The following is an 18,285-nucleotide window of genomic DNA, read 5'->3' on the forward strand; positions in this document are numbered from 1 at the left end:
CGCTCCCCCTTCTGCTGACCGCCGTCTTCGCCCACTCCCTGACTGGATGTTCGCGCATGAATACGCCGACCAACGCTCCGACCAATCTCCCTCCCGGCATCCACCTAGTCGGGAATCTTCCCGTCGATGCTCATGGCACCGTGCATATCGATACCCGTAAGCCGATTCCATTCGCTGACCATGCATTCGGGGCAGCCTGCTACGACACTTATGGCTGCACGGTTATTTATGACGACATGTCTTTACTTAACATCCCGGATGATACCAAGACGATTTCATCGGCGTCGTTGGGAGACAAGTATCCGAATGATACATTGGATGCATCGCATATCGGCATCCGCAACTTTCCACACTTTCCGCCTCCTGCGGAGGTGACTTGGCGGTCCAAGGACGGCCAGCCGCACCATGCCCTGGTCGATCTCGAAGCCATCTTCAAGGATAAGGTGGTCCTGCACCACGTGCCGCAGAATCAGTTGCCGCCAATACTGCATGCGGATATCTCTCCTCATATCATCTTGGAAGTGAACGACCGCACCATCAATGTGTATATGCGGGCGTTTGTGGAGACTGCTGTGTTACAGAGGCCAGGCAACCCAGACAGCGATTTCCGCAACGACCTGATCCTCGCCTACACCAAAACGTACTGATGGCGTCCTCGCCAGGGAGCATGTAATGAGCAACGAGCATACCGATGCAAAGACATGGCCGGATGAGGTGGAAACGTATCCGGTGACGGCGCAAGACTTGGCGGCATATGCACACAGTCGCCATGCGCTGGCGCAGTTCCAAGCGCCACTACTGGTCAGCCAACAAAACCCACATACCCGTTTGTTCGTGGCTTGCTTCGATGGCACTGGCAACGACAAGTACAAGGATCCTCAGCACATCACCAATATCGGCATATTGAGCGATCAACTGGACTTGGCACGCTCGAAGGGCATCAACAACATCAGGGGCTATTACGTCCCCGGCGTAGGCACCCAGGATGATGCCTTGAGCCGCATTGCCGACGGTGCCCTGGGCTATAGCTACGGCCCACGGATGGAAAAGATGTACTTGGAGTTCATCCGTCAAGCTAAACAATGGCGCGACCAAGATCCGCAAGTCGAAATCAGCATTGTGTCCACCGGCTTCAGTCGTGGCGCGGTCACTGCGGCCATGTTCACCCGCATGGTTCACGAGCGCGGCATCCAGAGCCCAGTCGGCATGAACATCGAACAGGGGCCACACGGCGAAATCCTCAAACTCACCCCCACGCATCCGCCCCTCGTGCCACCCGGCCGCACCGCGCAGACCGTCGGCTTGCTGGACCCGGTCGCTACCGGCGACATGAATTTCCACGACGTGCGCTTGCCGCCTTCGGTGGTGTCGGGTTTGCAGCTCAGCGCCCGCGACGAGCGCCGCGATGCTTTCCCCGCCAAGGACATCCTGCATCCCGGCCATTCCCACGACGGACGCTTTCTCAATCTGACCCATCCCGGCGCGCATTCGGATATCGGCGGTTCCTACCGACTCAATGGTTTGTCCGTGCGTAACGGCAATCTGTTGACCGATTATGTCAACAGCCTCAGCGATAAACCGTTCCTGCAACCGCGCACTGTGCCCAGCGCGCCGGAAATGAACGTCATCCACCGCTCCGAACAGCACGAATCCTATTACACCACCGGCATGGCGACGACGCTCGGGCATCGCGTGCATGTGCATAACCTGGATGGCACGGGCATGACCCAGGCCCCAAACGATGCGCAATCCTTAGATGCCGGGTTGCGCGCGCACTTGCCCTTGCGCCCGGTGGCGGTGTCGCCCGAGCGCACCGATCCGGCGCTGCCGGCGTTCTTTCGGGAGGGACCGCATCCGCATGCGTTAGCGGCACCGCCGTTGCCGGCGTATTTGCAACAGGGCGTAACGCCGCATGTGCCGGGCGTAGCGTCCACCCACAGCACATCGACAAACGCGAACACGTCCTCCTCCTCTTCATCCTCTGCTGCTTCCACACCGTCGCTGTCCATGGACAGGCACACGTCGATGCAGGAAGGCCACGCCGCCCAACAGCACCACGAACGCATACAACAGGCGCCGCAACTCGCGCAAGCGCATTCGCAGACACATGCGCCGACGTCACATGACAACGCATTGGCTCCGCAAAAACCAGCCAGCGTGGACATGCAGGAACAGGCGCGGATCGCGCAATTAAAGCAGCAGGAACAGCAAGCGCAGGCAGTGAGCGAGCAGCAACATCAGCTTGCGCAGCAACACGCGCAGTTGCACCGCCAAGCCATGGATGCACAGCAACACGAACACGAACACGACCAGCGCCACAGCCAAGACACCCGTTCGCATCAACACGAACAGCGTCAGGCTAGCGAGGCGATGTTGCATACCCCGCCAGTGGCGCACGCACCACAGCTCCCGCTGATGACGGCACATCCCCTGGAGCCTGGCGACCGCAGCGTCGCCGTGCAGTCCTTGCAACAACACTTGCAGACCATCGGTGCCACCGACCACGATGGCAAGGCCATCCAGGACGACAAGGACTACGGCCCCCGCACCCAACAGGCGGTGGAAAACTTCCAGCGTTGGGCTGGCCGCGAGCCGACCGGTATCGCCGACCCAGGCACGCTCGAAGCACTGCAAACACATGCCCAATTCGCCGCGCGGCAGAAGACACAGGACCTTGCCACCGACCGATATTTGGCCGATCAAGCTAAGCCTGCGCCCTCCCATTCGACCGATGTCTTCGCCGAGCGCCCGAACCAATCTCAACGTGACCAGCCCCCTGTGCAGCAGCAGGCCGCGCCCAAGGCGCTGGAACCCTACAGCAGCCCCAATTCCCCGCTGCACGCGCTCTACGCACAGACCAAAACCACCATGGAGGGCAGGGGCATCTCGGTGTCCGAGGAACGCATGCACCAGCTCGTCGGCAAGATGGCGCTCCAAGGAATGAACACAGGAGGGAAAAACGATTTCGTGGTCAAGGGCGATAAGCTCTATGGCCGCAATCTCGATGTCCCTTATAACCACTTCATGCTGGACCTGCGCGAACCTGCGCCATCGGTGCAGTCCACGATCCAGCAGGTGCAGACCCAGCAGCAGACACGCGAAGCGGAGTTAACGGCCATGCGGCAGCAACAGCAACAACAGCTATACCAGCACTCGTATGGCCGATAGCCAGACCGATGGCATGATCGCCACCGCACGCGATACACGCAGACGGCGCGTTCTCAATCAAGGCTCATGCTTTTTGAAAGCGATTGCTGAGAGTGCCGCAGTTGTCCCGGCTTGCGCTTGTCGAAGTGTCATCGCATGAGAATTTTCGGCCGAGGCCACGCTCACCTCAACCAGCGGCTGGAGGTACTGGAAAAAGCGCTGGCCGAGCAACAGCAGCGCACGCATTTTCTGGAAGGTCAGCTCATTCGCACGGTGCGGCAGTTGGTGGCGATGCAGTCGTTGCTGGAGTCCTTGATTCGCACGCATCCGCGACCGGACCTGATGCTGCGTTGGTGGAATCACGAAGTCCCATAACTGATCGATGAGGTCAGCGAGATCCCGCCGGATCTACCCGTCGAACACCAAGCGCAAGCCCTGGCCTGGCAGGGGATGCTGAAGCGTTATACGTACCTGATCGAGGCGGCGGCAGAGTTCTATGCGCAACGCCATCAAGGTGAGGACTGAAACGGCGGCAGCGCAATCTCAGCATCATCGACGCTGCAAGCTTGTATTCAGGGCGGCAGGCAGACTTCCCGCTGCAATCGCACGCGCAAGCTGGGTCAGCCTATCGATTTTTGCCAACGCCTAAAGCCGGTATGAGAGGGCGTGTTGTCAGTGGTTGGAGGCAGGCTCGGGTTTAACAGGCTGCTGATGCACCTGATCCTCGCTAGACTTGCATGACCATTTATGGGACGACCGCTGCCCGGCCTCCCTTCCAAACTGCAAGGTTGTCAATGTCTTCTTCCCTCCGCCTCGCCATGGCCCAGTTCGATTTTCCGGTTGGTGCCGTGACCCAGAACACCGACCGGATCCTGGCGCTAATCGAGCAGGCGCGCGATACGCATGGCGCCGACATCGTGCTGTTCCCGGAATTGGCAATAAGTGGCTATCCCCCGGAAGATCTGCTGTTGCGCCCTGGGTTTCTCGCTGATTGCGAACAGGCCGTACAACGTATCGCCGCGCGCGTGCATGGCATCGTCGCGGTGGTCGGCTGGCCGCAAAGCGTCGGCAGCGTGGTGTATAACGCCGCTAGCGTGCTGCGCGACGGGCGTATCGCCGCTACCTACCGCAAGCGCGAATTGCCCAACTACGCGGTGTTCGACGAGCGCCGTTATTTCGATGTGGATCCGGATGGTGAACACTGCGTGTTCGACCTCAAGGGCACGCCGGTGGGATTGGTGATCTGCGAGGATCTGTGGTTCCCCGAGCCGTTGGCCGCGACCGTGCGTGCCGGTGCCGAACTTGTGTTGGTGCCCAATGCCTCGCCCTACGAGCGTGGCAAGCACGCGCAGCGCGATGCGTTGCTGGCCGAGCGCAGCGGTGAAAGCGGTGCGGCGTTGGCGTATCTCAACGTGGTTGGTGGTCAGGATGCGCTGGTGTTCGATGGCGCCTCGGTGGTGGCCGACGGCGACGGCACGGTGCATCCGGCCGCCGCTGCGTTTACCGACCAATGGTTGGTCGTCGATTACGACCCTGGTAAACGTCGCTTCGCGCCTTTGCACTGGAATCGCGACGGTGCCGATGAGGAGTGCATGGAAGCGCTGGCCTGGCGCGCAGTGGTGCGTGGGCTGCGAGATTATTGTCGCAAGAACGGTTTTTCCAAGGTCTGGCTGGGATTGTCCGGCGGGATCGACTCGGCGCTGGTGCTGGCGATGGCGGTGGACGCGCTGGGTGCGGAGAATGTCGCGGCCGTGCGCTTGCCCTCGCGTTATACCGCCGATTTATCCAACGACCTGGCCGCCGAGCAATGCCGCACGCTGGGGGTACGGTTGGAGACGGTGGCGATCGAGCCGGCGTTCGAAGGCGTGTTGCAGGCGCTCGGTCCGTTATTCGAAGGCACTCAACCCGACGTTACCGAAGAGAATCTGCAATCGCGCAGCCGTGGGTTGATCCTGATGGCGTTGGCGAACAAGTTCGGCGGCTTGCTGCTGACCACCGGCAACAAGAGCGAGTACGCGGTCGGCTACGCCACCATCTATGGCGATATGTGCGGCGGCTACGCGCCGCTGAAGGATCTGTACAAGACCGAGGTATTCGCCCTGGCGACGTGGCGTAATACGCTCGCTGCAACGGCGGTGATTCCGCCAGCGGTGATCGCGCGGGCACCGTCGGCGGAACTGCGCGCCAACCAGACCGACCAGGATTCGCTGCCGCCCTACGACGTGCTCGACGGTATCCTGTATCGCTACGTCGATCAGGAAGCATCGCGCGATGAGATCGTCGCCGCCGGCTATGCGGCGGAGGTGGTCGATCAGGTGATACGGCTGGTGCGCATCACCGAGTGGAAGCGTCATCAGGCTGCGCCGGGCCCGAAGGTTTCGCGCCGCGCCTTCGGGCGCGAACGCCGCTACCCGATCAGCAACGGCTACCACGCCTAGCCGCACGTGGTGTATCTATTCGCCTCACAGCGCTTGCAGCAGACGTAATCCGAATGCATCGTCCTGCGCGTTCCAGCCATGGCTGACGCGCATGCCGGCTTCGGCGGCCATCGCACCGAAGCTGTGGTCGGTATATTTGTGGCTGTATTCCACCTGCATCGCTTCTCCGGCGGCGAAGTCGAAGCGATGTCCGCCCACATGCACCTGCTGCGCGCATTGGCTGACCAGGAAGGTTTCGATGCGCTGCTCTGCAGGTGCGTACACCGCGCGGTGGCGGAATTGCTCCAGGTCGAAGTCGCTGCCGATTTCGCGGTTGAGGCGGCGCAGCAGGTTCAAGGTGAATGCGACGGTGACGCCAGCGGCATCGTTATAGGCTGCTTCCAGTGCTGCTGGTTCCTTGATCAGGTCGATACCGATCAGCGCGCAGCCGTGCTCGCGCATGGTCGTGCGTATCGAGCGCAGCAGTGCGATGCCGTCCTCGCGGGTGAAGTTACCCAGCGTCGAGCCGGGGAAGAACACCAGCGTGCGGCGTGCGTCGCGTTGTGGCTGCGGCAGCGGAACCGGTGCGGTGAAGTCGGCGCACACCGGCAGCATTTGGATGTGCGGGAAGCATTCGGTCAGGCGCGTGGTGCTGGACATCAGGATGTCGCGCGCCATTTCGATTGGGGTATAGGCCACCGGCATGCGTAGGCCGTCCAGCAGCAGTTGTGTTTTGCGTCCGCTGCCGCTGCCCAGTTCCACCACATGCGCGCCGATACCCACGGCCTGCGCAATCGATGGCATATGTGCTTCCAGCAGGCTCAACTCGGTACGGGTCAGGTAATACTCGGGCTGATGCGTGATCGCTTCAAACAGACGCGAGCCCTCGGCGTCGTAGAAATACTTGGACGGCAAGTGTTTGGGGCTACGCGATAATCCATCGATTGCATCGGCGAGGATATCGTCCGGCTGTGGATGCAGGTCGGTCAATGCAGCTTCGGTCAGGGCACGGGCGGTTGCGGCATTCATGCGGGGTCCTTGGCCAGGCGCACGCCGGCGAACTGCCACCGCGCATCGGAGGGGAAGAAATTGCGGTAGCTGGCGCGGATGTGGTCGTGCGGCGTGGCGCAGCTACCGCCACGCAACACCCATTGCGCGTTCATGAACTTGCCGTTGTATTCGCCCAACGCGCCCGACCACGGGCGAAACCCCGGATACGGCAGATAAGCACTGCCGGTCCACTCCCACACATCGCCGAACAACTGTTGCAGCCCAGTTTCCGTCGGCGTCGATGGTTGTGGATGCAGTGCATCGGCATCGGCGAAGTTGCCAGCAATGGCGATGCCGGTGGCGGCCTGTTCCCACTCCATCTCGGTCGGCAGGCGTGCGCCGGCCCAGCGTGCGTAGGCATCGGCCTCGAACAGACTCAGGTGGCATACCGGTGCATGCGGATCGCGCTCGCGCCAGCCGCCCAGGGTGAACTCGCGCACGCCGTCGGCGTGCCAGTACAGCGGCCGCTGCCAGTCCTCGGCGGCGCGCCGCGCCCAGCCGTCGTTGAGCCACAGGCCGATGCTGCGATAGCCACCGTCGGCGATGAATTCGGCGTACTCGGCGTTGCTGGCCGGACGACTGGCCAGCGCGTGCGCCGGCACCAGCACGCGGTGCTGCGGCGACTCGTTGTCGTAGGCGAAGTCCGCATGCGCCGGCCAAGCCGGGGCGCCGATCATGCAGATCTGCTCGTCGCGCTGGACCCAGCGCAAGCTGGTGGCAGGTGCGCGCTGGATATGCAAATCCGAACGGTATGCCGGCCCCAGCGGGTTACGCCAGAACGCGTGCTTGATATCGGTCAGCAGCAATTCCTGATGTTGTTGTTCGTGCTGCAAGCCCAATTCCAGCGCTTGCAGTGCCTGCGGTGCGAGCGCACCCTGCTGCAGCCGTGCCAACACGCGCGTTTCGATCTCGCTGCGATAGTCCAGCACCTGCGCCAGCGATGGGCGCGACAACAGGCCGCGGTGCGGCCGTGCGTGCGCCGGACCGAGGCTCTGGTAGTAGCTGTTGAAAAGGTAATCCCACTGCGGGTCCACTGGGCGGTAGGCGGGGTCGGCCGACAATACGAAGCGTTCGAAGAACCACGTGGTATGCGCCAGATGCCATTTGGCGGGACTGGCGTCGTCCATGCTCTGCACCATGGCGTCTTCCTCGCTCAACGGTGCGGCCAGTTGCCGGCTGCGTTGGCGCACATGGTGCAGGCGTGCCGTCAGGGCGGTGGCGCAGAGCGTGGTGGAAGCCGATGCCGCTGGAGAGGTTGCTTGCATTTCCCCAGTCTTGGGGCAGTGCCGTGAATATTCCGTCACGCGTGGCGGATATTGGCGATAGGCTTGCGCGATGTCTACAGCCGCTTCCAGCAACGAGATTGGCGATCTGCACACGGCGTGCGTGGTCGATCTGCCGGTAGCGTCGGGTGCTTTCGTGTTGCCGGCCGGCGTGCGCTATCTGGACACGGCCAGTAAGGGCCCGCGCTTGGCTAGCGTGCTGGCCGCAGGCCAAGCGGCGCTGGCCGATTCGATTGCGTCCTGGCGCTTGTCTTTCGACGATTGGCGCGCGCAGATCGAGCAATTGCGTGTGCTTGCCGCTGCCACGGTGTTCGAACACGATCATGATGGCGTGGCGATGGTGCCATCGGCGGCCTATGGTTTGGCCATCGCCGCACGGCAGGTGGCACTGGCCGCAGGCGATGCGGTGTTGTTGCTTGAGGGCCAGTTCCCATCGAATCTGCTGGTGTGGCAGCAGCGCTGCGTGGAGACAGGCGCGCATCTGGTGGTGGTGCGGCGCACGCCGGGTCAGGACTGGACCGCCGCGGTGCTGCAGACGCTCGACGCACAGCCGCGTGTGCGTGTGGCCGCGTTACCCAACGCATACTGGCGCGATGGCACGTTGCTGGATCTGGACCGGATCGCGCCGCGTGTGCATGCGGCGGGGGCGATGCTGGTGCTGGATCTGAGTCAGAGCCTGGGTGTGCTGCCGGCGCGGCTGGCGGCGTGGCGACCGGACTTCATCGTCGCGGTCGGGCATAAATGGTTACTTGGGCCGATGGGGCTGGCCTGGCTGTGGGCCTCGCCGCACTGGCGGGCGCACGGCGTGCCGTTCGAGCAGCATTGGCAAGCGCGCGATCCTGGTGGCGACTGGGATTTTCCGGCCGACGTGCCACCGCGCTACTGTGCCGGCGCGCGTCGCTTCGATGCCGGAGGGGTCGCCGATCCGCTGCGCCTGGCGATGGCCCACGCGGCCATGCAGCAGGTGCGGCATTGGCAGCCGGCGCGCATCGCCAAGCGGCTGGGCGAGTTGAGCGTGGCGTTCGCAGATGCGTTGTCGGCGCAGGGACTGGGCGATTGGATCGCGCCCGGGCACGCGCCGCATGTGTTCGCACTGCGACCGCCCGCGTCGGCGTTGCAGCGCCTGTTGCCGTGGCGACAGCGTGCGCAGGTGGTCTGTCCCCATCGCCACGATGTCTTGCGCATCGCGCCGTATCTGCACCTGGAGATTGCAACGATGCACGACCTCGCTGTCGAGATGGGCGAGGTCGCACGCGGCTGAGTGCGAGCTGGCGTGGCTTCAGCGTCGCGCGGCCAGCCGTAGACCGCGTGGAGTCAGCCAGCGTTCCAGCGCTTCGAACAGGCCCTGCACCAGCAGCGCCAGAGCCGCAGCCGGCACCGCGCCCTCCAGAATCAGGCCGAGATCGTCCAGGCGGATGCCGGTGAGAATCGGCTGGCCGTAGCCGCCGGCACCGATCAGGGCGCCCAGCGTGGCGGTGCCGACATTGATTACCGCAGCGGTCTTGATCCCTGCCAGGATGGTGCGCAGGGCCAGTGGCAGTTCGATCCGCCATAGCCGTGTGCCCGTTGGCAAGCCGATGGCCGCCGCAGTTTCGCGCAATTCGCGGGCGATGCCGGTCAGGCCGGCGTGGGTGTTGCGCACGATCGGCAGCAGGCTGTACAGGAACAGCGCGGCGATTGCCGGTTTCGCCCCGATGCCGAACAGCGGGATCATGAACACGAACACCGCCAGCGACGGCAAGGTCTGCAAGACGCCGGTCACTGCCAGCAGCGCTTGACCCAGCCGTGGGCGGTACGCGGCGAGGATGCCCAGCGGCAGCGCCACCAAGAGCGCTAGCCATAGCGATAATCCGACCAGGGTCAGGTGTTCGCGGGTGCGTTGCAGCAGCCGCAGCAGGCGTCCGTCCTGCACGGGTGCGGTCATCCCCAGCCAGTCCGCGGCGACCGCGCTCTCGGCGCGATGCTGCAGTTTGACCTGGGCATTGAGTCGCCGCATCGCCGCCGCATCGATCCGTCCGCCCAGCTTCTCCAGCGCCTGTACGAAGCGTGGCGCGCGTTGTGCCAGGTCCTGCCGGTAAATGAAGACGGCGGCATAGCGCGGGAAGTAATGCCGGTCGTCCTGCAGCACCCGCAGGTCGTGCGCGGGGATGTCGGCGTCGGTGCTGTACAGGTCGGTGAGATCGATTGCGCCGCTGTCCAGTGCGCGGTAGGCCAGGTCGTGGTCCAGGCCGGTGGGGGGCTGCGGCAACTGGTAGGCGGCGCGCATGCCGGGCCATCCGTCTGCGCGCGAGAGGAATTCGTTGCTCAGGCCGAACTTCAGCGTTGGATGCGCGGCGAGGTCGGAAAGACGGGCGATGCCCAACGCTTGCGCGCGCGCCTGGCGCATGCCCAGGGCATAGGTGTTGTCGAAGCCCAATGGCGCGCTCATCGCCAGGCCGCGTCGGGCCAGCGCGCGACGCAGCGCGGCGTCGTCGGCAGCGGGCAACTGCAGTAGTTCCGTCGCCAGGGTGCCGGTGTATTCGGCGTAAGCGTCGATTGAGCCCTGTTGCAGCGCGCGCCACAGGATGCGGGTACCGCCGAGTTGACGCCGGTGCTCGACCTCCACCCCGGCTTGGCGTCCGGCGTCGGCGGCGATTTCCCCCAGGATCACGGCTTCGGTGAAGTTCTTGGAGCCGACCACGACCGGTTCCGGCGTCGCCTGCACCGGAACCGCCAGCAGTGCGACCAGGAGGCCGAGCAGGGCGGTGCGGGCCAGCCACGGCGTGGTCATCGCGCCTCCAGTACGCTGCGTTGCGCGTGCAGGAACTGGCTGACGAACGGCTCGACTGGGGCCTCCAGCAGGCTGCGTGCGCTGCCTTGTTGAAGCACGCGGCCGTTGCGCATGAGCACCAGGGTATCGCCCAGGTAGGCGGCTTCGGCGACGTCATGGGTGACCAGCACGACGGTCTTGCCGAGCAGCGCGAACAGCTCGCGCATGTGCGTTTGCAGCTCGTGGCGCACGATGGGGTCGAGTGCGCCCAACGGTTCGTCCAACAATAGCACCGGCGGGTCCAGCAGCAGCGCGCGGATCAGCCCTACACGCTGTCGCTGGCCACCGGACAGTTCGGCGGGATAGCGTGCCAGCAGCGTTTCCGGCAGACGACACAGGGCGGCGAGTTCGTGCAGGCGCGCTTCGATCCGAGGCCGCTTCCAGCCCAGCGTGCGCGCCAGCAACGCGGCGTTGTCGCGTGCGCTCAGGTGCGGAAACAGCCCGCCTTCCTGGATCACATAGCCGATGCGTCGGCGTTGCGCCAGCAAGGTGGCGCGGCGCAAGGGTTCGCCCTGGAAGCGGACCTCGCCACTATCGGGCCATTCCAGCCCGAGCAGCATCCGCAGCACACTGGACTTGCCGGCACCGCTGGGGCCGATCAAGGCAGTGGTGCGGCCGGTGTCGATATGCAGATCGACCCGGTCCAGCGCCAGCGTGTCGCCGTAACGGCGGGTGACCCGATGCAGTTCGAACATTCGCGCAGCATAGCCGCTGGCGCTCGCGCCATGGCCGATTGCGCAGGTTCGCGCAAAGGAGCGTCAAGGTTGCCGTGGCACGGTCATGCCTGTGGCGGCGCACACGGTGGTGTCACAACGCGACAGGGGCCTGGCGGCCCCTGTCGGTAGATGCGTTGCGGATGGATCGGACCGCGTGGATCAGTTCGTCATCTGCGAGTTGGATTGCCCGGTCGCGGCGGATTTTTCGCCGGCGAACGGATTGAGCTTGCGGACCATCCACGGATACTTCGGCCACTGACCGCTCAGCCAGGGATGCTTTGGATCGTTGAGTTCCAGTACCCGGCGCGCGTCGGCGGCCAGGGTCTTGTTGCCCAGGTGGGTATAGGCATCGGCCAGCACCGCCACCGCGTCGTACTGGAACGCGCTTTGCGGGTAGGTTTCCAACAAATAGTTGGCGCGCGAGGTGGCCGACACCCAGGCGCCACGCCGCAGGTAATACAGCGCATTGTCCAGTTCGTGCTGCGCGAAGACGTTGCGCAGCGCGATCATGCGTTGACGCGCGTCGGCGGCATAACGGCTGTTGGGGTAGCGATCGGCGACGGTGTTGAAATCGGCGTAGGCCTGCTGCGGGGTGGACAGATCGCGGCGGCTGGGGTCCAGCGACCACAACCGACGCAGGAACACCGTATCGCGGTTGGAATTGGACAACCCGCGCAGGTAGTACATGTAGGCGATGTTGCGCTGGGTCGGGTAGGTGCGGATGAAGCGGTCGATGGTGGACACCGCGTCGTCGTGCTTGCCGGCCTTGTACTGGGCGTAGGCGCTTTCGATCATCGCCTGCTCGGTGTACTCGCCATAGGGGTACTGCGCGATCAGACGCTTGAAGCTGTGATCGGCACCGGACCAGTTGCCGCTCTCCATCTGTCCGTGCGCCCGTTGGTACAACTGCTCCACCGGCATTCCTTCTTCCGGGTCCTTTTTGTGGCGGTGGCAACCCGTCGCCACGATCAGCGTGACCAGCAGCAGGGCGATGAAACGGACGTGCGCGGACAGCGGGACGGAGCGTCGGATCATGAGTTCGGGCGGGACACGGCAGGAATGCGAGGGGGCGATGATAGCCTAGTGGCCTGTCCTGCGACTGACTACGGCCGTCGCGCCCCCTATTTTCCGACCGATCCTGCCCCCGCCAATGCCCAATACCCCCCCGGACTTCCCCGAGGATGCCGCCAGCGACGGCCCGCGCCAGGCGCGCGTGCCCGACCATGCCGCCGGCCGCCGCTTCGATGCGGTGCTGGCCGAATTGTTTCCCGAATACTCGCGTTCGCGCCTAGCTGAATGGATCAAATCCGGCGATGCCCTGCTCGACGGCGCCCCGGCGCGGCCGCGCGACGCGCTGCGTGGTGGCGAAATCGCCAGCCTGCACGCGGTGCTGGACACCCAGACCCACGCCCTGCCGGAGGACATTCCGCTGGAGGTGCTGTACGAGGACGATCAGGTGATCGCGTTGAACAAGCCGGCCGGGTTGGTGGTGCATCCGGGCGCGGGTAATCCGAGCGGTACCCTGGTCAACGCCCTGTTGTACCGCGACCCGGGGTTGTCGGCGTTGCCGCGCGCCGGCATCGTGCACCGCCTGGACAAGGACACCAGCGGGGCCATGGTGGTGGCGCGGACTCTGCAGGCGCATACCTCGCTGGTGGCGCAACTGGCCGCGCGCCAGGTGCATCGGCAGTATCTGGCGGTGGTGGTCGGAGCGCTGGTTTCCGGTGGTACCGCCAACGCGCCGATCGACCGTCATCCGCGCGACCGCCTGCGCATGGCGGTGCGCGAGGATGGCCGCGACGCGGTCACCCATTACCGACTGCGCGACCGCTTCCGCGCACACACGGCGCTGGAATGCCGCCTGGAGACCGGACGCACGCACCAGATCCGCGTGCATATGGCTCACCTCAAGCACCCGATCATCGGCGATCCGTTGTACGGCGGCCCGCTGAAACTGCCCAAGGGAGCGACCGACGCCCTGATCGCTGAACTGCGCGGTTTCAAGCGTCAGGCGCTGCACGCCGAGATCCTGGAATTCAAGCATCCGCTGCATGGCGAGCCGGTGCGTGTCACGGCGGCGGTGCCGGCGGACCTACAGCGGCTGCTGACGGTGCTGCGCGCCGATTCGCAGTTGGCTGCCGAGCAGGCGCGGCGCTAACCATGGCGCGGCGATCTGCATCCACAGGCGCTGAGCCGGGTTGTCTGTGCGCAGCGTGGCGCCGATGAACGACTTCGCCTTGCGCGCTGATTGGCCGGCTCCATCTGGGGTGTGCGCGTTCACCACGCTGCGCGGCGGTGCCGGTGCCTCGTCGCCGCCGTTTGACCGCTTCAACCTGGGCAATCGCAGCGCCGCCGACGGTGACGATCCGGCTATCGTGCAGCGCAACCGCGAGGCATTGGTGGCTGGCTTGGCGCTGCCGTCGCCGCCGCACTGGCTGCGGCAGGTGCATGGCGTGCAGGTGCTGCGTTTCGAACAGCCACCGACGGCGCATGGTATCGACGTCGAACCCAGTGCCGACGCCGCAGTGACCGCCGAACCCGGCGTGGTACTGGCGATCCTGACCGCCGATTGCCTGCCGGTGGTGTTCGCCGCGTGCGATGGTCGCGAGATCGGCGCCGCGCACGCCGGCTGGCAGGGCTTGGCTGGCGGTGTGCTCGAAGCGACCGTGGCGGCGTTGCGCACGCCGCCGTCGCGATTGCAGGCTTGGTTGGGGCCGGCGGCCGGTCCGCAGCGCTATGAGGTCGGCGTCAACGTGCGTGAGGCGTTCCTGCAGCACGATGCGGCGGCGGCCAATGCGTTCGTCCCCACCCGCCCCGGACATTGGAACGTGGATTTGTATGCGCTGGCGCGGCAACGTCTGGCCGTAGCCGGATTGGACCCGGCGCAGGTGTACGGCGGTGGCCTGTGCACCATCGCCGACGCGGCGCGTTTTTATTCCTATCGCCGCGATGGCCGTACCGGACGCATGGCGACGCTGGCGTGGATCGCGGACTGAGCGCGTCGCTGTTCGCACAGGTGCTGGGGCCGGCTTTCGCGCAGTTGCCGCCGGTACTGCGTGCGCTGCATGCATCGGCGCCGCGTCGGCGCTACGTCGGTCAGGCCGAGGTCCAGCGTGGATGTCATCCGCTGTTGCCGCTATGTGCCTGGTTGCTGCGGCTGCCGCGCACGGAACGGCTGACGCCCATTGATGTGATCTTCCATGCCGACGCGCATGGTGAACGCTGGGAGCGCCACTTCGGCACACATGCCATGCCGTCGCGGTTGTGGCTGCACGATGGACGATTGCGCGAGCGCCTGGGGGCGATGGTGTTTGAATTCGCCTTGCGTGTGGATGGGGCGGGCATCGAATGGCGTGCGGCGCGCGCCTGGTTGTTCGGCGTAGTGCCGCTGCCGCAGTTCTGTTTGGTCGGCATGCACTGTCGCGAAGACGAACGCGATGGCCGGTATGCGTTCCTGGTCGAAGTGGCGCTGCCGTGGATTGGGCCGTTCATTCGCTACGAAGGCTGGTTGGAGCCGGCCTGAGCGTTGCTCGCATTGCGTGCTCTTTGCTGCATCGCCGTGCAGAGGCTGCGCCACCGCGTCTGCGGCACAGGCGTTTTGCCCGACTCAGACAGGTCTGTTCGGTGAAAGCTCAGCAAGCCTTTGGCAGTGCGCCGCTGGCCTCAGCGTTCCAGTTCCTGCAGGTAGCTCTGGCGCCAGGCGCTGATATCGTGCTTGCGCAGATGGTCCATCATCGCCTGCCAGCGTTCGATGCGCTGCGCCTTGGGTAGCGACGCGGCGGTGGCGATGGCGTCGGCGACGCCGTCCAGATCGTGCGGATTCACCAACAGCGCGTCTTTCAGTTCGTTGGCCGCACCGGCCAGCAGCGATAGGATCAGGACGCCGGGATTTTCCGGGTCCTGCGCGGCGACATATTCCTTGGCGACCAGGTTCATCCCGTCGCGCAATGGTGTCACCACGCCGATCTGCGCGGCGCGGTAGAAGCCGGTGAGCGTGGCGTGGGTGAAGTTGCGATTGACGTAGCGCAGCGGCGTCCAATCCGGTTCGGCATGCCCGCCGTTGATATGGCCGGCGATCTGTTCGAGTTGGTTGCGCAGTTGCTTGTATTCGGGGACTTCGCCGCGCGAGACCGGGGCGATCTGCAGATAGGTCAGGCTGGCGCGCTGTTTCGGGTGCCGCTCGAGGTAACGCTCGAACCCGAGGAAGCGTTCCGGCAATCCTTTCGAGTAATCCAGCCGATCCACGCCGATTGCCAACTGGCGCTCGCGTAAGCTGTTGCGCAAATCGCGCACCGCGCGTTTTGATACTGCCACACGCGCCTGCTGCGCAATCAACGCGGTATCGATGCCGATCGGGAACATCCCAGCGCGAAAGCGGTCACCGCCGGGTGCTTCCAGTAGGCCATCCTGGATCACTTTGCCACCACCGAACAGACGCACGTAAGCCTGAAAACGGTCCACGTCGCGTTGGGTCTGGAAGCCCACCAGATCGTAGGCATAAAAGCCGGAAAACAACTGCGCGTGCTCGGGCAACGCCTGGATCAGGTCGGCCGAGGGAAATGGTACGTGCAGGAAAAAGCCGATGCGACAACCGATACCACGTTCGCGCAGATAGGCGCCCAGCGGGATCAGATGGTAGTCATGGATCCACACTGTATCGTCTTCGCGCAACAGTGGCGCGAGCTTCTCGGCGAACAGTGCGTTGACCCGACGGTAGCACGCGCGAGTGGCACGGTCGTAGTCGACCAGATCCAAGCGAAAATGCAGCAACGGCCATAACGTGCGATTGGCGAAGCCGTTGTAATACCCATCCACGTCTGCGCGGTTCAGATCCATGGTGACGAAGCGGATGGGGCCCTGGGTCTGTTCGTGCAATGCGCCGCTGTCGCCGCGCACGGTCTTGCCGCTCCAGCCGAACCACATGCCGCCGCGTTCCTTGAGTGCGGCGAGCAGCCCCACCGCCAGACCACCGGCGTGGTTCTCGCCCGGGACGGCCACGCGGTTGGACACCACCACCAATCGGCTCATGAAGCCTCCTGCCAGCTACGCGATAACCGCATCGCGGCGATCATCAGGCCAACGTGCGAATAGGTCTGCGGGAAATTGCCCCAGGCTTCGCCGTTGTCGAAGGCGAGGTCTTCGGAGAGCAGGCCCAGGTGATTGCGTCGCGCGAGAATGCGTTCGAACAGTTCGCGTGCCTCGGCCGTGCGCCCGATTGCGGCCAGCGCGTCGATGTACCAAAACGTGCAAATGGTGAAACTGGTTTCCGGTGCGCCGAAGTCGTCCGGTGCCACGTAGCGGTACAACGCGTCGCCGTGCTTGAGGTCGCGCCCGATTGCCTCGACCGTGGCGATGAAGCGTGGATCGTCCGCCGCGATGAAGCCGATGTCGGCCAACAGCAGCAGCGAGGCGTCCAGCCGATGGCCGTTGAAGGTGTCGGTGAAGTGGCCCAACTGCGGATTCCATGCGTCGGCCAAGACGCGTTCGCGGATGCGCTCGGCGCGCTCGCGCCAGTATGTCACTCGGTCTTCCAGTCCCAGGCGTGCGGCGATCTTGGCCAGGCGGTCGCAGGCGGCCCAGCACATCGCGCTGGTATAGGTATGCACTTCGGCACGGCCACGGAATTCCCATAGCCCCGCGTCGGGCACGTCGTGCAGGGCGAAGGCGTGCTCGCCCAGTGGCTCCAGACGCAGGAAGGTGTGGATGTCGCCCTGATCTTTGAGGCGAAGGTCGAAGAACAGTTGCGTGGAGGCCAGCACCACGCTGCCGTACACGTCGTGCTGCTTCTGGATCCAGGCCAGGTTGCCGCGCCGCACCGGGCCCATGCCGCGGTAGCCGGCCAGCGATGTGACCTCGTGTTCCTCCAGCGCCGCTTCGAAGCCGATGCCGTACAGCGGTTGCAGGCTACCGTCGGTGGTGGCGATGTTGAAGATGTAGCCCAGGAACTGTTCCATGGTGCGGGTGGCGCCGAGCCGGTTCAGCGCGCGCACCACGAAGGCGGCGTCGCGCAGCCAGCAGTAGCGATAGTCCCAGTTGCGTGGCGTATCCGGTGCCTCCGGAATGGAGGTGGTCATCGCGGCGATGATCGCGCCGCTATCCTCGTACTGGCACAGTTTCAGGGTGATTGCGCTGCGGATCACCGCGTCCTGCCAGTCCAGCGGCACTGACAGATAGCGCACCCATTCGCGCCAATATTCCTCGGTGCGCTCCTGCGCCTCCTGGACGTAGCCGGTCAGTGAGCGGGTCAGCGATTCGTCCACGCCCAGCACCAGGTTGACCGGATGGCTGAGCACGAACGGCAATTCGTCGCGAATGAAGCGCACCGGGACGTCGGTGGTCAGGCGTAGGGTGAAGTCCGGCAGTAGCCAGCGCACATGGTTGCTGCCCCAGGTGCTTTCGGGTGTGTTCGCGCCCCAGTCGGCCAGTGGCCGCGCCAACACCCGGATGCGTGGGTTGCCGGTCAGTGGCCGCACTTGGCGGATGATGCTCACCGGACGGTAGAAGCGTCCATTGTTGCGCCAGCGCGGCGCGAAATCGATCACTTCCACCGACCCTCCATGCGCATCGCGCAAAACGGTGCGCAGGATCGCGGTGTTGGTCAGATACTGCTGATCGCTATCGACGAAGTCTTCCAGTTCGATGCTGAAGTCGCCGCCAGGATGCGCGCGTGGTGATAGCAGCGCGCAGAATGCGGGGTCGCCGTCGAATGCCGGCAGGCAACTCCAGACCACACTGGCGCGTTTGTCGATCAGTGCGCCGAAGCTGCCGTTGCCGATGACGCCGAGGTCGAGGTTGGGGGAGTTCATGGAGTGGACGTGTCCTTGTGCGGAAAACAGGGGGCGGCGATGGTGCAGGGGGCGTGC

At 64.6% G+C, this 18,285-nt stretch carries 15 protein-coding genes; 8 read left to right on the plus strand and 7 right to left on the minus strand.

Annotated elements, in window-relative coordinates; all coding sequences use genetic code 11:
- The first annotated feature begins 56 nt into the window (after positions 1 to 56).
- From XALGPE39_RS03580 to XALGPE39_RS03595, 4 genes are all read left to right on the plus strand, one after another.
- Positions 57 to 647 carry a hypothetical protein gene (locus XALGPE39_RS03580; RefSeq protein WP_045727019.1) on the plus strand — a complete coding sequence of 197 codons (591 nt, stop codon included), beginning with the start codon at positions 57 to 59 and terminating at the stop codon, positions 645 to 647.
- A gap of 25 nt (positions 648 to 672) precedes the next feature.
- Positions 673 to 3,168 carry a DUF2235 domain-containing protein gene (locus XALGPE39_RS15075; RefSeq protein WP_082061815.1) on the plus strand — a complete coding sequence of 832 codons (2,496 nt, stop codon included), beginning with the start codon at positions 673 to 675 and terminating at the stop codon, positions 3,166 to 3,168.
- A 135-nt stretch (positions 3,169 to 3,303) separates the two neighbouring features.
- Complete coding sequence (locus XALGPE39_RS03590; protein ID WP_045727020.1) at positions 3,304 to 3,522, plus strand: hypothetical protein; 219 nt, start codon at positions 3,304 to 3,306, stop codon at positions 3,520 to 3,522.
- A gap of 419 nt (positions 3,523 to 3,941) precedes the next feature.
- Positions 3,942 to 5,585, plus strand: a complete 1,644-nt coding sequence (locus tag XALGPE39_RS03595) for an NAD+ synthase (RefSeq protein ID WP_045727021.1) — start codon at positions 3,942 to 3,944, stop codon at positions 5,583 to 5,585.
- A gap of 24 nt (positions 5,586 to 5,609) precedes the next feature.
- Here the strand turns inward: XALGPE39_RS03595 and egtD are convergent, their stop codons facing one another.
- Together egtD and egtB are read right to left on the minus strand one after the other, a co-directional pair.
- Positions 5,610 to 6,593, minus strand: a complete 984-nt coding sequence (egtD, locus tag XALGPE39_RS03600) for an L-histidine N(alpha)-methyltransferase (RefSeq protein ID WP_045727022.1) — start codon at positions 6,591 to 6,593, stop codon at positions 5,610 to 5,612.
- Complete coding sequence (egtB, locus tag XALGPE39_RS03605; protein WP_045727023.1) at positions 6,590 to 7,879, minus strand: ergothioneine biosynthesis protein EgtB; 1,290 nt, start codon at positions 7,877 to 7,879, stop codon at positions 6,590 to 6,592. Before egtB ends, egtD begins: the two co-directional genes overlap by 4 nt.
- Positions 7,880 to 7,949: 70 nt before the next feature.
- Here egtB and XALGPE39_RS03610 point away from each other — a divergent pair, with 70 nt between their 5' ends.
- On the plus strand, positions 7,950 to 9,158 hold the full coding sequence (locus XALGPE39_RS03610) for an aminotransferase class V-fold PLP-dependent enzyme (protein WP_045727024.1): 1,209 nt from the start codon (positions 7,950 to 7,952) through the stop codon (positions 9,156 to 9,158).
- A gap of 18 nt (positions 9,159 to 9,176) precedes the next feature.
- On the opposite strand, the gene XALGPE39_RS03615 is transcribed toward XALGPE39_RS03610, so the two are convergent.
- From XALGPE39_RS03615 to XALGPE39_RS03625, 3 genes are all read right to left on the minus strand, one after another.
- A complete protein-coding gene (locus tag XALGPE39_RS03615) occupies positions 9,177 to 10,667 on the minus strand; it encodes a glycine betaine ABC transporter substrate-binding protein (protein WP_045727025.1) in 1,491 nt (496 codons plus the stop codon).
- Entirely contained in the window at positions 10,664 to 11,401 is a 738-nt protein-coding gene (locus XALGPE39_RS03620) for an ATP-binding cassette domain-containing protein (RefSeq protein ID WP_045727026.1), read from the minus strand. Before XALGPE39_RS03620 ends, XALGPE39_RS03615 begins: the two co-directional genes overlap by 4 nt.
- A gap of 180 nt (positions 11,402 to 11,581) precedes the next feature.
- Positions 11,582 to 12,457 (minus strand): outer membrane protein assembly factor BamD, encoded by an 876-nt coding sequence (locus tag XALGPE39_RS03625; protein WP_045727027.1) that lies wholly within the window; start codon positions 12,455 to 12,457, stop codon positions 11,582 to 11,584.
- A gap of 115 nt (positions 12,458 to 12,572) precedes the next feature.
- Between XALGPE39_RS03625 and rluD the strand changes: the two genes are divergently transcribed.
- The 3 genes from rluD to XALGPE39_RS03640 all read left to right on the plus strand — a co-directional run bounded on the left by rluD (position 12,573) and on the right by XALGPE39_RS03640 (position 14,945).
- Positions 12,573 to 13,580: a 23S rRNA pseudouridine(1911/1915/1917) synthase RluD gene (rluD, locus tag XALGPE39_RS03630; RefSeq protein ID WP_045727028.1), complete on the plus strand. Its 1,008-nt coding sequence runs from the start codon at positions 12,573 to 12,575 to the stop codon at positions 13,578 to 13,580.
- A 64-nt stretch (positions 13,581 to 13,644) separates the two neighbouring features.
- Complete coding sequence (pgeF, locus tag XALGPE39_RS03635) at positions 13,645 to 14,418, plus strand: peptidoglycan editing factor PgeF (protein ID WP_045728930.1); 774 nt, start codon at positions 13,645 to 13,647, stop codon at positions 14,416 to 14,418.
- A complete protein-coding gene (locus XALGPE39_RS03640) occupies positions 14,403 to 14,945 on the plus strand; it encodes a DUF4166 domain-containing protein (protein WP_045727029.1) in 543 nt (180 codons plus the stop codon). Before pgeF ends, XALGPE39_RS03640 begins: the two co-directional genes overlap by 16 nt.
- A 140-nt stretch (positions 14,946 to 15,085) precedes the next feature.
- Here the strand turns inward: XALGPE39_RS03640 and otsA are convergent, their stop codons facing one another.
- Complete coding sequence (gene otsA, locus XALGPE39_RS03645; RefSeq protein WP_045727030.1) at positions 15,086 to 16,450, minus strand: alpha,alpha-trehalose-phosphate synthase (UDP-forming); 1,365 nt, start codon at positions 16,448 to 16,450, stop codon at positions 15,086 to 15,088.
- Positions 16,447 to 18,228: a glycoside hydrolase family 15 protein gene (locus XALGPE39_RS03650; protein WP_045727031.1), complete on the minus strand. Its 1,782-nt coding sequence runs from the start codon at positions 18,226 to 18,228 to the stop codon at positions 16,447 to 16,449. The genes otsA and XALGPE39_RS03650 overlap by 4 nt, the downstream gene beginning before the upstream one ends.
- Between the last annotated feature and the right edge of the window lie 57 nt (positions 18,229 to 18,285).

It is taken from the genome of Xanthomonas sp. GPE 39 (assembly GCF_000963005.1).
GTDB lineage: Bacteria > Pseudomonadota > Gammaproteobacteria > Xanthomonadales > Xanthomonadaceae > Xanthomonas_A.